Origin of the sequence: Corynebacterium sp. Marseille-P3884, assembly GCF_017942225.1 — a bacterium.
Lineage (GTDB): Bacteria > Actinomycetota > Actinomycetes > Mycobacteriales > Mycobacteriaceae > Corynebacterium.
In genome coordinates, this window is record NZ_JAGKSD010000002.1 from 1 (window position 1) to 13,718 (window position 13,718).

The window sequence follows — 13,718 nt, forward strand, 5'->3', positions numbered from 1 at the left end:
GCTCACCGGCGACGTCATGACCATGCCGGGCCTGCCGAAGGTGCCCGCCGCCAACAACATCGACGTCGACGCCGACGGCACGATCAGCGGCCTGTTCTAGCCGACTCGCCCGAGCTAGTCGGTGGGGTGCTCGCCTGCGGGCGGCTCCTCGGCACCGCTGCCGCCGTCGGCGCTGGTCGGCTCGGCTGCGTCGCCGGATTCGGGCTCGTCCGCCGTGGAGCCGGCGGTGTGCGCGCACACCGGTTCCTCAAAGACGAAACAGAATTGGTTCTGGGGTTCGCTGGTCCATCGCCACAGGCTTCAGCCGCAACGGGTGGAGCTCGACAGTTGCCAGCCGAACTGTCCAAGCGCGACGCATCGGGACAGCCACTCGACTCCAAGATCGACGCGGTTGGAACCGTTCCCGTGGCCACCTCATCGCAGGAAACCACAGAGCCACCAGACGGGAGTCAGGAAGCTGCTGCGACCTCAGCGACCAACACAGGCATGGCAACCGGCGGTCCAAACTTAGGGGATGACCCCACTGCCCACATTGGGCGCGAACGCGAAGACGACGACGGGTCGCTGTTCTAAAGCGCCTGCTGGGTCAGTTCATTCGCCCTTCGGCCCCCGAGTAGACCTCACTGGCTTCGCACCAGCCCCATTTGAGCGTGCGTGCAGTGACCACCGACTCGACCATCTTCGTCAGCTCTTTTCGGGCATACTCTTCGTCACCACGCAGCTGGCACGCGAACACGCGAACGTTGTCGTCGGTGACTTCTTGGGGTAGCTGGTCCAAATTCTTGGGTCCCACGGTCATTCCCACGCAATAATTTTCGGGGGCACATTTCTCGGCCTGGACAGAGAGCCCGGGCAAGCGCGATTCAAGCTTGGCCGCCAGCGGAAACCGGTCGCCGCCCAACCAGCTAATCGAAGCGATCGTGTTTCCGCGCGACATCCAGCCGGGACTGTGTGAGACCACATTCACGGTGAAGTTGAAACAGGCCCGTTCGAGAAGTTCGGTGTTCGACTGGTCACCAGCGGAATCGGGGGCGGGGTCGCTACCTCGGCCAGACTCATAAGCCTTCACAGCACTACGGAGCCTGTCCAGCTGTCCGCAAACTTCATAACGTAAGTCGTCTGGTGTCAGACGCAACCAGTCATCACCGGGGTCGGCCTGTGCAATGAGCGCGTCGACGTTGGGCTGGTCGTGCCAGATAGCCCGCAGGTTTTCGCGAGCCAGATCGTCGACGTTCGCAGGGCTGGAAGAGAGCCACTGCTGCACGCGCGCGGCCACTTCGTCTGCAGTCTCGCCTGCGGTCAGGAATGGTCGCCCCCAGACGTGAACGGTAGATTCCAGTGCCCCTTGCCGGGGCGCTTTGAGTGCCCAAGCCTTGGCGCGGTGGCGGATGACACGCATCATCATGGCATATTCGGCCCATGGTCGTAGGTCAATTTCTGACGCGTCGCCTAGCACATAGGCCGAACAGACTTCGACGGCTCGAGGATCCAGGATCAGGAAGTTCGTGTCGTATCCCATATGTACCATATTGGCACAATCGGGAGTGGTGTTGAGTAGGTCGAAACGCTTTACTGAGTCATGTCCAGATCGAGCGCACGCGCTGTTCCACGGGTCATTTCGGCAACTGCGACCGTGCCCAGACCCTGCAGGGTGACGTTGCGACGGTTCGCAAAAAGGTGCATCTCGAAGACGCAGTACTCCTTCTCGGATGACCCGACCGCACTCGGCGCACCTCAGGGCCATACCCTGCACGTGCAGCGCCTCCTGCCGCGCACGGGAGCTGGCTTTGTCGTGGTGCTCACCGGCGACGTCATGACCATGCCGGGCCTTCCTAGGGTACCCGCCGCCAACAACATCGACGTCGACACAGACGGTACGATCAGCGGCCTGTTCTAGCGCTAGTCGGTCGGGTGCACGCCCGCGGGCGGCTCCTCGACGCCGCTGGTAGCGCCCGCATCCCCGCAGGTGGGCTCGGCTGCACTGACGGAAACGTCGGCGGTGGACCCCGGCCACCCCGGGTACAGCGGCGGTGTGCCGTCGAATGCGGGGCACAGCTTCTGGAAGGCGCACCAGTTGCAGAGCTTGGAGGTCTTCGGGCGGAAGTTGCCGCTGCGCCCGTCGGCCTCGATCTTGGACCACAGGTCGCCTAAGTCGCGCTCGAAGTACTCGAGTTCCTCGCGGGATGGGGTGAGGAACATCGAGTCCATCACCTTCAGATACATCAGGCGCAGCTGGTGCGGGATGGTGCCGAATAAACGCCAGTACACAAGCGCGTAGAACCGCATCTGGAACTGTGCTTCGGCGGAATAGCGGGGCAGGGGTTTCTTGCCGGTCTTGTAGTCGACGACACGGATTTCCCCGGTCGGGGCGATGTCGACGCGGTCGATGAAGCCGCGCACAGGCACGCCGTTGGGCAGGACGGTGTCGACGTACATTTCCTGCTCGTGCGAGTCGAAGCCTAAGGGGTTTTCCATGTGGAAATAGCCGCGGAGGAGATCACGGGCGTCCACGAACAGTTTGTGTTCATCGGGGATGGGGTCGGTGACGGAGGGGTCGTCGTCGATAAGCTGCGCCCACGCTGGCTTGATCTGCTTGACCGCGGCGGGGAAGGTGCGCTTCTCGCGTGGCCATGCGTGCATTGTCTCGAGGACGGCGTGGACGAGCGTGCCTTTGACCTGCGCCTCTGTTTTCGGTTCGGGGATGCGGTCGATCGCGCGCAGGCGGTATTTCAGCGGGCATTGCTGGTAGTCGTTGGCGCGGGAGGGGGACAGGGCGAGCGGTCGTGGAGTCATATCGGACTACATCCTAGAGTAGGAAGCATGCAGATCAGCGATTTCGCAGAGTTCCTGGCGGCGAGCCCGAGCGCGTTCCACGCGGCGGAAAATGTGCGCGACGCCCTTGTCGCGGCGGGCTTTAGCGAGGACGCGGGTACTGAGGCAGGCGGCCATGTGCTCGTGCAAGGTGGCGCTGTCATCGCGTGGTGGATCCCGGAAAACCCGCGCCCGCGTATGCGCATCATCGGCTCGCACACGGATTCGCCGGGGCTCATGCTCAAGCCTGACCCGGACGTGGTGCGCGAAGGGTTCCGCCAGCTCGCGGTCGAGGTCTACGGCGGGCCGATCCTCAGCTCGTGGTTCGACCGCGAGTTGCGGTTTGCAGGGCGAGTAGCGCTTATCGACGGCTCCACCCACACCGTTTCCACCCCTCCCATCGCCCGCGTCCCTAATCTGGCGATCCACCTCTACCGCGGCGACGCCCCCGAGATCGACCGCCAGGTGCACATGCAGCCGATCATGGGCGTGGACCGTCCAATCCTAGAGATCGTCGCCGAGCAGCTCGGTGTGCCGGCTGAGGATATCGTCGCCCACGAGCTGATCTCTGCTGATGCCCAGAAACCTGAGGTGCTCGGCGACACCTTGGCGGCAGGTCGCATGGACAATCTGAGCAGTGTGCACGCGTCGCTTAAGGCCATGCTGGCCGCGAAAGACGACGCGGAAGACGTGCTCGTTCTCGCCGCCTTCAACCACGAGGAGGTCGGCTCTGCCTCGACGACGGGCGCCGGCGGGCCTTTGCTGGAACGGGTGCTTACCCGTCTCGCACGGGAACTCGGCGACCCGCTCGAGGTGTACGCGAATTCGCTGCTCGTCTCGGCTGACGCGGCGCACGCGGTGCACCCGAATTATCCGGGCAAGCACGACCCGACACACCGTCCGCTGATGAACCGAGGGCCGGTGCTGAAGATCAACGCGAACCAGCGCTACGCCTCGGACGCGGCGACTGAGGCTGCGTGGATTCGGGCGTGCCGGGCGGCCTCGGTGCCGGTGCAGACTTTCGTCGGGCACAATGCTGTGCCGTGCGGCTCGACGATCGGGCCGATTTCAGCGACGCGGCTGGGCATTCCCACCGTCGATGTGGGTGTGCCGTTGCTGTCGATGCATTCGGCGCGTGAGCTGGTGGGCATTCAGGACCAACTATGGTTCACCGACGCGCTTACGGCATACTTTGCTGGCGCATAAGACACAGATCCACGAAACAGGAGAGCGATGTACTCCGGACCATTTCAACCCGGCGACAAAGTCCAGCTGACGGACGCGAAGCGCCGCCACTTCACCATCGAGCTGACCCCGGGCGGGCAATTCCACTCGCATAAAGGCATCGTCAACCACGACGACATCATTGGCGCGGACGAAGGCACCGTGGCCAAGTCGACGCTGGGCGCCGACTTTCTCTGCTTCCGCCACCTGCTCGTGGACCACGTCCTGTCGATGCCGCGCGGCGCTGCTGTGATCTACCCGAAGGACGCCGGGCAGGTGCTCGTGGAGGGTGATATCTTCATGGGCGCGCGCGTCCTCGAAGCGGGAGCTGGTTCGGGCGCGTTGACGATGTCGCTTCTGCGCGCGGTCGGTCCGACGGGCCACGTGTTCTCTTATGAGATCCGCGATGACCACCTGGCGTTCGCCCGCGACAATGTCGCCGATTATTTCGGCGGTGCACCTGATTGGTGGACTCCGAAGCTGGGGGATTTCGAGGAGATCACAGCAGAAGAGCTCGGCGGGCCTGTGGACCGCGTCATTCTCGACATGGTGGAGCCGTGGCAGTTCATCGACACGGTCAAAAACGTGCTCATCCCCGGCGGCGTGTTCATGACGTACGTGACGACGGTGCCTCAGCTGATGAATATCGTCGAGACGATCCGCGAGGCGAAATGCTTCACGGAGCCGCGTTCGTGGGAGACGCTGCTGCGTGAGTGGAAAGTCGAGGGGCTGGCCACGCGCCCGGAGCACCGGATGAACGCGCACACCGCGTTCCTCGTCTGGACGCGCAGGCTTGCCGACGGGGTGACCCCGCCGCGGCCGCAGCGCCGGGCCCGTCGATAAGCTCGGAAGGCATGACCCACCCCGATCCGGCCGAGCTGAAGGCCCAGAACCGCGCACTGTCCGCCCGCAATAAGCAACTCGCCGAGCTGCTGAAGTCGTCGCGGGACAAGCTGAAGGATCTCAATGCTCAGGTGGAGGCGCTGGGGGACCCAGCGTCGACGTACGGCATCTACCTTGGCCCGGCGCGTCGCGGTCAGGAGGCGGAGGTGTTCACCTCTGGCCGTCGCATGCGTCTTCATGTGTCGCCGGCAGTAGAGCCGGGAACGCTGACTCCGGGCGGGCTGGTCCGCCTCGGCGAAGGTTCGGTCGTCGTTGAGGCGTGCGGGTACTCCACGACGGGACAGCTGGCGACGTTATCAGAGCGGATCGGGCACGACCGCGCGATCGTCGCGGACATGCAGGGTGCGGAGCAGGTCGTTCACCTGACACAGAAGCTGCAAGAGAAAGCCCGCGCGGGCGACACTCTGCTCATCGACGCGAAGGCTGGCTACGCCTTCGAGAGGATTCCGAAGACGGAGGTCAACCAGCTCTCCCTCGAGGAAGTCCCGGGTGTCACCTACGACGATATTGGCGGTTTGCGCACCCAGATCGAGACGATCCGCGATTCGGTGGAGCTGCCGTTCACACATCCGGATTTGTACAAGACCTACGACTTGAAGCCACCGAAAGGCGTGCTGTTGTACGGTCCGCCGGGCTGCGGCAAGACGTTGATCGCGAAGGCGGTGGCGAATTCGCTGTCGTCGCGGATCGGGGACGGAGGTGCGGCGCACTTCCTCAACGTCAAAGGCCCGGAGCTGCTCAATAAATACGTCGGCGAGACGGAGCGCCGGATCCGCCTCATCTTCGAGCGCGCCCGCGAGCTTGCAGGGGAGGGGCGCCCGGTGATCATCTTCTTCGACGAGATGGAGTCGATCTTCCGCACGCGTGGCTCGGGTGTCTCCTCCGACATGGAGACGACGGTGGTGCCGCAGTTGCTCACCGAGATCGACGGCGTCGAGGACATCGCGAACGTCATCGTGATCGGTGCGACGAATCGCGAAGAGCTCATCGACCCAGCGATTCTGCGCCCCGGGCGCCTGGACATCAAAATCCGCATCGACCGCCCAGATCGCGCGGAGGCAAAAGAAATCTTCGCGCGTTACCTCACCGACAGCGTCCCAAGCGAGGACAGCACGGAGATGCTTATCGACGCTGCCGTCGATAAGCTCTTTGCTCCCCGCCCCTATGTGAAACTCACGTTGGTGGATGGCTCGGAAGAGACCCTGCATTATGCGGATTTCATCTCGGGCGCGATGATCGCGAATATTGTCGACCGCGCGAAGAAGCTCGCGATCAAAGACGAGATCGATGGGCGTGGCCGCGGCGTGACTGTGGAGCACCTCCGCGCGGCAGTGCGCGCCGAGCAGGACGAAAGCGAAGACATGCCGAATGTCTCTAATCCGGACGAATGGGCCCGAATTACTGGCCGAACAGGAAAGCGTGTTGTCGCAGCTGAAGTGCTGTAGCCAGTGAATTGCCAGAACGTTTTTACGGAAATCAACGATATATTCGTAGACAACACTGTTTCTGACCCCTAACATTGCGAAGCAAGTCGACGGCATTACGGAACCGCGACGTAGAAATTGCACATGAACCCCGGAAAGCGTCCGGGAAACTAGAAGGAGATAGCAATGAAGCTCACTAAGATCAGCACCGGTATTGCCGCAGGTCTGCTGACCGCATCCCTCGCTGTCGCACCGCAGGCGTTCGCGCAGTCTGTGGCCAACGACGAGCTCACCGCCGCAGACGATCAGCAGTCCAGCCTGTCCTCCGACGGTGGCAAGGACGGCGAAGGCAGCAGCAACGGCAAGGACGGCGAAGGCAGCAGCAACGGCAAGGACGGCGAGGGTTCCTCCCTCGACGACAAGCAGAAGAAGATCATCGGCGGTGTCTTCGGTGGCCTGGCTGGCCTGGCACTGCTCGCCGGCATCGTCAACTTCCTGCAGTCCCAGGGTGGCAAGCTCCCGTTCTAAGTCGAACTGCCGCTTCGCATCACCTCCAGCACTTTGCGGAAGTCTGACTCGCTAAGGTGAGCGAAGCTCACGACAAGGCCGTCATCGCGTCCTGACCACAGGGCGTCGAGGCGGCCACTTTCTATGCCTTGGTCCGCCAGCTGGCGTGCAAAGGTATCGCGTGCGGACGGGCTCGGGAAGGTGACGGCGAGGTCGACGCCGTTGGATTCAGCCATCTCGGTGACTGTGGCGCCGTGCCGCAGCAGCTGCGGGATGATCTCGGCGGCAACGATCTCCCGGCGTTTGGCGAGGCGGTTGTGCACTGCTTTCGTGTTCCGGCGCACATGCCCGTTGCGCAGCAAGTGGGCGATGGCCAGCTGCGTGACTGCGGCGACGGGCATGCCCATGACCGCGCGGGTGCGGCGAATGTCCTCCGCCGGGGGCGACGTCGAGGCCACGTAACCGGCAGCGACAGACCTAGTGAGCAGGGTTGAAAATGTTCCCAACGTGACCACATGCGCGCTGGTCTGCAGGGCTGCGAGCGGCGGGACAGGGGAGGTGCGGTAGCGCAGTTCAGCGTTGAAATCGTCTTCAATGATGACCGTGTCAGTTTCGGCGGCCCAGTCAAGGAGGGCGCGCCGCCGCGTAGCGGGCATCGATGCGCCGAGGGGGTACTGGTAGGACGGGGTGACCAGCAGTACATCGAGATCGTTCGGCAGTGTATCGAGATTCACACCGGCGTCGTCGACAGGGCATGGCACTGACGTATGCCCCGTTAGTGGAATGACGTTGCGTAGCCCCGGGTGGCCGGGATCTTCCACGCCGACGCGCAAGCGGTTCCCGCCCGCCACCGCAGTAAGCACAAGGACGAGGCCTTCGCGGGTTCCGCCCGTCACCACGACATCACGCTTATCGACGTTCAATCCCCGCCCCATCCGCAGATGCTCCGCGATCGCTTGGCGCAGCTGTTGTTGACCTGTCGGTTCCGTCACGACGGCGGGGTCCGCGGCCGCTTCGCGCCACGCCTGCCGCCACGCCGCAGGGCGGATGGCTCCGGCATGTCCGGAGGACGGTTTCAGAGAGATCACCGACGGGGAGCTGCGTGGCGGGCGGGGAATTGCTTTGGCGCTCGGTGTTGGCGGGACTGGTTGCGCGGAACGCGAATCAGTATCGGGCAACGACGGGTTCACTCGCGTTGGCGCTCCCTGCGTGGCGGTGAGGTAACCCTCGCTGATGAGCTGGTCGTAGGCCGTGACGATGGTGCCGCGGGACACGCCTGCTTGGCGGGCGAGCACGCGGGTCGACGGAACCTCGTCGCCGGGGCGGAGTGCACCAGAGGAGATGGCGGACCGGATTGAGGCTGCCACTTGGGTGGTGAGGGGGATGGGGAGGGAGCGGGTGACGTCGATAAGCAATGCAACTGGTCCAATAAAATAGCGAACTGCTGGCTCTTGGAATCTACCAGTCGGCGGGCGATGCTGGGGCGCATGACGTTTACAACAGATATGTCCAAGACTGAATTGACCGATTCGTTCCGCGGCGGGGTGATCATGGATGTGGTCACGCCGGAGCAGGCGACCATCGCGGCCGAAGCTGGCGCCGCCGCTGTGATGGCGCTCGAGCGCGTTCCCGCTGATATCCGCGCGCAGGGCGGTGTCGCGCGCATGTCCGATCCGGACTTGATCGAAGGAATCTTGTCCGCGGTCGATGTGCCCGTGATGGCGAAGGCGCGCATCGGCCACACGGTCGAGGCGCAGGTTCTGCAGCACCTGGGCGTTCACTACGTGGATGAATCAGAGGTCCTGAGCCCGGCGGACTACGTCAACCACATCGACAAGAAGGCGTTCGATGTGCCATTCGTGTGCGGCGCGACGAATCTGGGGGAGGCCCTGCGACGCATCAACGAAGGTGCGGCAATGATCCGCTCCAAGGGTGAGGCCGGCACGGGCGATGTGTCGGAGGCGACGAAGCACCTGCGCACCATCACCGCTGAGATCGCCGGACTGCAGGCGAAGTGGAACGGCAACCGCGACGAACTCTACGTCGCCGCCAAGGAACTTCAGGCGCCGTACGAATTGGTCGCGTGGGTCGCAGAGCACGGCCGTCTTCCGGTACCGCTGTTCGTCGCCGGCGGTGTGGCCACTCCGGCGGATGCCGCGCTGATGATGCAACTCGGTGCGGACGGCGTGTTCGTCGGTTCCGGCATCTTCAAGTCTGGCAAGCCAGCCGAGCGCGCGGCCGCCGTCGTGAAGGCGACGAAGAACTACGACGACATCGCGGCAGTCGCGGAAGCTTCGCGCGGCCTGGGCGAAGCCATGGTCGGCATCAACGTCGCTGATCTCCCAGCGCCGCACCGTCTCGCAGAGCGCGGCTGGTAGCGCACCGGAAACTCAGATCAGAGCCTTATTTCGAGGTTGAACGCGAAGGCGAGTGCGGATGCGAGCTGCTTCTCCTGGGTGAAAGAGAGGTAGCCGACGTGGCCTAAAACGTCGTCTCTGGGGACGGTCATCACGTTGTCGGTGTTGGCGACGCTGACATGGTCGAGCCCGTTGGCTTCGTCCAGCACGACCTCGGTGGCCAATCCCCGAATCGTCGACGTGACCGGCAAAACGGTGACAGTGGACAAGCTTCCCACGGCTAGTTGACGCGTGAGAATCACTGCTGGGCGTACCTTATCGAGTCTGACCAGCCTGATCTCGCGGCGTTCGTGGGCGCCGTCCGCGTTAATCGTCAAAGCTGACACGCCCTTTCGCCGCGTTGACGATGAAGTCGATCTCGGGGTCGGGATTCGCGGCAATGGTCTCCAGATCCCGCAGGGTGATGAGGCGGCGGAGTTCGCGCTCGACGGCTCCGTCGACAAGCTCGGCCCGGCTCCGCACCAGGCCGGACTTGACTGCTTCATCCATCGCACTGACTAGCGGCTCGGAAATGCGGAGGGAGATTTGCCTGGTCGGAGTACTCATGTAACAGATCGTATCCCATAATGGGATGCAATGGAACTCCGATCCCTTGAAACGGCGAGGGGATAGGCCACATCAGCTCTTCCGCTAGTAGCTGGAGCGGAGTAGTGTTTGCTCCCGTGAAAAATTCGCCCATTATCGGGCAAATCAGCCCGGCGCGTCTGACTGCCGTGGGCTTCATCGTGCTGATTCTGGCGGGCACATTCCTGCTGACTCTGCCTATCTCGGCGGTGGGCGACCAGTGGACGCCGTTTTTTCCGGCGTTCTTCACCGCGACATCGGCGGTGTCTCTGACGGGATTGATCGTCGAAGACACGGGCACGTACTGGACTCCCTTCGGCCAGGCGGTGGTCCTCCTGCTGATCCAGCTGGGCGGTCTGGGAATCATGTCGCTGGCGTCGCTGTCGGGAATGGTGATCACCGGAAAGGTGAGTTTGCGGTCGCGGCGCACAGGTGCGGCTGAGGGGCGTCCGATGACCAGCGGCGGTGTGAAGCGCACGCTGGTGTTCACACTGCTTTTCACTGTGGCGGCTGAAGCTGTGATCGCCGTGGCGCTGACACTGCGGTTCGCCCTGGAGTATCACCACTCGCTCGGTAGAGCACTGTGGGAGGGCGTGTTCCACGCGGTGTCGGCATTCAATAACGCGGGGTTCAGCACGGAGAGTGAGAATCTCGTGCCGTTTGCGGCCGATGCGTTCATCCTCCTTCCTATCGCGGCGGCTCTCATCGGCGGAGGAATCGGCTATCCGGTGTGGGCGGAGATCGTCAATCGTGTGAGGTACCGCACGACCCGGGCGCGGCGTATTTCGTTGACTGCGCGGCTCACATTCATTGCGACGGCGGTGCTGCTGCTCGCCGGCATGTTCTTAGTGGCCGTGTCTGAGTGGAACGGCGTGCTCGCTGGGATGCCGGTCTGGCAGAAACTCCTCAACGCCTTCTTCACGGGCGCATCGCCGCGCACCGCCGGTTTCAACACGGTTGACTACGGTGATGCCCACCCGATCACCCTCATGGGCACGGACGTGCTCATGTTCATCGGCGGCGGGTCCGCGGGCACCGCAGGCGGTATCAAGGTGACTACGGCTGCGGTGCTCATCGCGGCCGTGGCGTCGGAGTTCAGGGGGCGGGCTGAAACATCCGTCGGTAAGCGGACCGTGCCAGAAGCGGTGGTGCGGCAGGCGTTGGCGCTCGCAGTGGCAGGGCTGGTGGTCGTAGCAGTCGGCGTTGGGGCGATCCGGATGCTCGACCCTGCGTGCACTGCAGACCAGGTCACCTTCGAGGTGCTGTCGGCTTTCGGCACTGCGGGACTGTCCACCGGAATCACGGCGGGCCTGTCGGGCCCGTCCCAGGTCATCTTGTGCTTGATTATGTATCTAGGACGCATTGGTCCGGTGACATTGGTCGCGGCTCTCGCAACGAATGCTGTGAACCGTCGTTTCAGCTACCCAGAAGAAAGGCCTTTCATTGGTTAATCCATTCCGAGCGCCGAAGGGGAGGCGCAGCAATCAGTTGAATATCGCCCCGGTCATGGTGGTCGGCCTCGGCCGGTTCGGTATTTCGCTGGCCTCGGAGCTGACGTCGAACGGAGTGGAGGTCCTCGGCGTCGACTCCAACGCGAAGGTGGTGCGCGAATCTGCCCCGTTTCTCACCGAGGCTGTCGTCGCCGATGCCACGGACGCAGACGCGCTGGTCCAGCTGGGACTTGACGACATCAAGCACGTCGTCCTCGCGGTGGGCAACCAGCTCGAAGCATCGATCCTCACCGCTTCGAACCTGATCGAGTCCGGCGTGCCCGATGTGTGGGCGAAGGCGAATTCGGAGGCGCACGGCCGCATCCTGAAGCAGTTGGGTGTTCACCACGTTGTGCACCCTGAACGGGACACCGGCCGCCGCGTGGCTCACCTGCTCGGAGGCCAGTTCCGGGAGTTCGCGGAGATTGCCCCGGGCTATTCAGTGACGTGCATGAGCGCCCCGGCGGCGCTGGTGGAGCAGCGTAAGCCGTTGGATAGCGTGTGGCGCGACAAGGGGGTGCAGATCATCGCGGTGCGCGGTGCGGACGGGGACTTTCACCCGAGTACGCCCGAGACGGTGATCGCCCCGTCGGACATCATCATCGCGGGCGGTAGCCCTGCAGCCCTTGAAAATCTGACCCGCTAGGCTCGGAAAACATGACGCGTTTCATCGGCACGGAGACGGAATACGGAATCACCACGCCAGACGACCAAGCGCTGAGCCCGATCGTGAGCTCGACGCACGCGGTGGTGGCGTATGCGGCGATGAATACGGCGGCCCGCGCTCGCTGGGACTACCAGGCCGAGCACCCGCTCAAAGACAGTCGAGGTTTCGATTTGAAGCGCTACCACACGGTCCCGGTCGTCGCGCCGAACGCGATCGGGGTGGCGAATGTGGTCACGTCCAACGGGGCGCGGTTCTACGTCGACCATGCACACCCGGAATACTCCTCGCCGGAGGTCGCCGACGCCTACAGCGCGATGGTGTACGACGCGGCGGGGGACCTCATCTTGCGCCAGGCGGCGGAGCGTGTCGCGCAGCTTTATAACGAGGGCGTCAGCGTGCTCGAGGGGCACGATCCGTGCCCGCCGCTGAAGTTCTACAAGAACAACGTCGACGGCAAGGGTGCCTCGTACGGTTCGCACGAGAACTACCAGTACTCGCGGGACACGCCGTTTGAACAGATCGCGGCGGGGCTCATCCCGTTCTTCGTTACCCGGCAGATTTTCGCGGGCGCCGGGCGCGTGGGCATCGGCGAGGAAGGCGAGCAGGACGGCTTCCAGATCTCGCAGCGCGCGGACTATTTCTTCCAGGAGGTCTCGCTGGAGACGACGCTGAACCGCGGCATCATCAACACACGCGACGAGCCGCACGCGGATGCGACGCAGTTCGGCCGCCTGCACGTCATCATCGGTGATGCCAACATGTCGCACTACGCGAATTTCCTGAAAATCGGCACCACGAAGCTCGTCCTCGACGCGATCGAAAACGGCGTTGATTTCAGCGACCTGCGCTTGAAAAACCCGGTCGCCGAGCTCAAGGCCACATCGCGCGACCTCACGCTTAGACACGAGCTTTCGCTTAGCGACGGCCGCTGCCTCACCCCCATCTCACTCCAGCGCGAGTATCTGCGCAGGGTAAGCGGTGGGGAAGGGGAACAGGGGAGCGTCGATAAGCGTGTGCTCGAGCTGTGGGACGAGGTGCTCGGCGACCTTGAGCGCGACCCGTTGTCGACGGCGGACAGGTTGGATTGGACGGCGAAATATGCACTGATCAAGGGGTATGTCGACCGCGGTGTGCCGTGGAGCGCCGCCAAGTTGAAGGCGGTGGATCTGCAGTACGCGGATATTGACCCAGCGAAGTCGCTGTACCACGCGCTCGTGCGTGCCGGACGGATGCGTACGCTGGCGACCGAGGAGGAGATCGCTCACGCCGCGGCGCACCCGCCGGAGAATTCGCGGGCGTATTTCCGCGGACGCGTCGCAGCCGAATTCGGCGAGGACGTGATCGCCTCTAGTTGGCAGGCGATCCAGTTCGAGACTGCGCAGGGCCCGCGGACCGTGGCGTTGAATGCAGTGGACGAATTCACGCGTGAGGAAGTCGGGGAGCTGCTCGACCGTGCGGCGGGCGTGGACGACCTCGTCGCTGCGCTCGTGGACGGAAAGTAGGGTAGAGGCATGGCACAGGATCAGATCAATATTTCCGGCGGCGGCGATAAAGGCGAAAGCGAACCGGGCGACGCGCAGAACGCTGGCCAGGTGAACGTGAACACGACCGGCACCGACGACCTGCTCGACGAGATCGACGCGCTGCTGGACACCAATGCCGAAGAATTCGTCCGCTCCTACGTCCAAAAGGGCGGCCAGTAGTGGCGGTG

Annotated in this window: 17 protein-coding genes and 1 pseudogene; 12 read left to right on the top strand and 6 right to left on the bottom strand. The window is 63.6% G+C overall.

Features of this window, described 5'->3' with window-relative positions; translation table 11 throughout:
- A partial coding sequence (locus J5Y21_RS01040; protein WP_210572255.1) for a formate--tetrahydrofolate ligase occupies window positions 1–100 on the top strand: 100 nt, incomplete at its 5' end.
- A 14-nt stretch (window positions 101–114) separates the two neighbouring features.
- Here the strand turns inward: J5Y21_RS01040 and J5Y21_RS11750 are convergent.
- Window positions 115–240, bottom strand: coding sequence for a hypothetical protein (locus J5Y21_RS11750; RefSeq protein ID WP_282597843.1), 126 nt, complete (start codon window positions 238–240; stop codon window positions 115–117).
- A gap of 87 nt (window positions 241–327) precedes the next feature.
- Between J5Y21_RS11750 and J5Y21_RS01045 the strand changes: the two genes are divergently transcribed.
- Window positions 328–573, top strand: coding sequence for a hypothetical protein (locus J5Y21_RS01045; protein ID WP_210571876.1), 246 nt, complete (start codon window positions 328–330; stop codon window positions 571–573).
- A 13-nt stretch (window positions 574–586) separates the two neighbouring features.
- Here the strand turns inward: J5Y21_RS01045 and J5Y21_RS01050 are convergent, their stop codons facing one another.
- Window positions 587–1,519 (bottom strand): hypothetical protein, encoded by a 933-nt coding sequence (locus J5Y21_RS01050; protein ID WP_210571878.1) that lies wholly within the window; start codon window positions 1,517–1,519, stop codon window positions 587–589.
- 162 nt (window positions 1,520–1,681) lie between these two features.
- On the opposite strand from J5Y21_RS01050, the pseudogene J5Y21_RS01055 reads away from it, so the two are divergent.
- A pseudogene (locus tag J5Y21_RS01055) lies at window positions 1,682–1,897 on the top strand (formate--tetrahydrofolate ligase); the annotation flags it as partial.
- Window positions 1,898–1,899: 2 nt separating this feature from the next.
- On the opposite strand, the gene J5Y21_RS01060 reads toward J5Y21_RS01055, so the two are convergent.
- On the bottom strand, window positions 1,900–2,793 hold the full coding sequence (locus J5Y21_RS01060; protein WP_210571880.1) for a RecB family exonuclease: 894 nt from the start codon (window positions 2,791–2,793) through the stop codon (window positions 1,900–1,902).
- A gap of 27 nt (window positions 2,794–2,820) precedes the next feature.
- Here J5Y21_RS01060 and J5Y21_RS01065 point away from each other — a divergent pair, with 27 nt between their 5' ends.
- The 4 genes from J5Y21_RS01065 to J5Y21_RS01080 all read left to right on the top strand — a co-directional run bounded on the left by J5Y21_RS01065 (window position 2,821) and on the right by J5Y21_RS01080 (window position 6,890).
- Window positions 2,821–4,017: a M18 family aminopeptidase gene (locus tag J5Y21_RS01065; RefSeq protein ID WP_210571882.1), complete on the top strand. Its 1,197-nt coding sequence runs from the start codon at window positions 2,821–2,823 to the stop codon at window positions 4,015–4,017.
- 27 nt (window positions 4,018–4,044) lie between these two features.
- Window positions 4,045–4,878, top strand: coding sequence for a tRNA (adenine-N1)-methyltransferase (locus tag J5Y21_RS01070; RefSeq protein ID WP_210571883.1), 834 nt, complete (start codon window positions 4,045–4,047; stop codon window positions 4,876–4,878).
- A gap of 11 nt (window positions 4,879–4,889) precedes the next feature.
- A complete protein-coding gene (arc, locus tag J5Y21_RS01075; RefSeq protein WP_210571886.1) occupies window positions 4,890–6,383 on the top strand; it encodes a proteasome ATPase in 1,494 nt (497 codons plus the stop codon).
- A 165-nt stretch (window positions 6,384–6,548) separates the two neighbouring features.
- The gene (locus J5Y21_RS01080) at window positions 6,549–6,890 is read left to right on the top strand and encodes a hypothetical protein (RefSeq protein WP_210571888.1); all 342 of its coding nucleotides are present in this window, start codon (window positions 6,549–6,551) and stop codon (window positions 6,888–6,890) included.
- Here the strand turns inward: J5Y21_RS01080 and J5Y21_RS01085 are convergent.
- Window positions 6,887–8,236: a PLP-dependent aminotransferase family protein gene (locus J5Y21_RS01085; RefSeq protein ID WP_349236897.1), complete on the bottom strand. Its 1,350-nt coding sequence runs from the start codon at window positions 8,234–8,236 to the stop codon at window positions 6,887–6,889. The genes J5Y21_RS01080 and J5Y21_RS01085 overlap by 4 nt on opposite strands.
- A gap of 120 nt (window positions 8,237–8,356) precedes the next feature.
- Between J5Y21_RS01085 and pdxS the strand changes: the two genes are divergently transcribed.
- Window positions 8,357–9,247: a pyridoxal 5'-phosphate synthase lyase subunit PdxS gene (gene pdxS, locus J5Y21_RS01090; RefSeq protein ID WP_210571893.1), complete on the top strand. Its 891-nt coding sequence runs from the start codon at window positions 8,357–8,359 to the stop codon at window positions 9,245–9,247.
- Window positions 9,248–9,264: 17 nt separating this feature from the next.
- Here the strand turns inward: pdxS and J5Y21_RS01095 are convergent, their stop codons facing one another.
- Together J5Y21_RS01095 and J5Y21_RS01100 are read right to left on the bottom strand one after the other, a co-directional pair.
- Entirely contained in the window at window positions 9,265–9,603 is a 339-nt protein-coding gene (locus J5Y21_RS01095; protein ID WP_210571903.1) for a type II toxin-antitoxin system PemK/MazF family toxin, read from the bottom strand.
- A complete protein-coding gene (locus tag J5Y21_RS01100) occupies window positions 9,593–9,832 on the bottom strand; it encodes a hypothetical protein (RefSeq protein WP_210571904.1) in 240 nt (79 codons plus the stop codon). The genes J5Y21_RS01095 and J5Y21_RS01100 overlap by 11 nt, the downstream gene beginning before the upstream one ends.
- Before the next feature lie 116 nt (window positions 9,833–9,948).
- Between J5Y21_RS01100 and J5Y21_RS01105 the strand changes: the two genes are divergently transcribed.
- From J5Y21_RS01105 to J5Y21_RS01120, 4 genes are read left to right on the top strand one after another with little or no spacing between them, the layout of a single operon-like run.
- The gene (locus J5Y21_RS01105; protein WP_349236898.1) at window positions 9,949–11,301 is read left to right on the top strand and encodes a potassium transporter TrkG; all 1,353 of its coding nucleotides are present in this window, start codon (window positions 9,949–9,951) and stop codon (window positions 11,299–11,301) included.
- 37 nt (window positions 11,302–11,338) lie between these two features.
- Window positions 11,339–11,986 carry a TrkA family potassium uptake protein gene (locus J5Y21_RS01110; protein WP_349236899.1) on the top strand — a complete coding sequence of 216 codons (648 nt, stop codon included), beginning with the start codon at window positions 11,339–11,341 and terminating at the stop codon, window positions 11,984–11,986.
- Between the two features lie 11 nt (window positions 11,987–11,997).
- Window positions 11,998–13,509 (top strand): depupylase/deamidase Dop, encoded by a 1,512-nt coding sequence (dop, locus tag J5Y21_RS01115; protein ID WP_210571905.1) that lies wholly within the window; start codon window positions 11,998–12,000, stop codon window positions 13,507–13,509.
- Window positions 13,510–13,518: 9 nt separating this feature from the next.
- A complete protein-coding gene (locus J5Y21_RS01120) occupies window positions 13,519–13,710 on the top strand; it encodes a ubiquitin-like protein Pup (RefSeq protein WP_210571907.1) in 192 nt (63 codons plus the stop codon).
- Window positions 13,711–13,718: the final 8 nt, after the last annotated feature.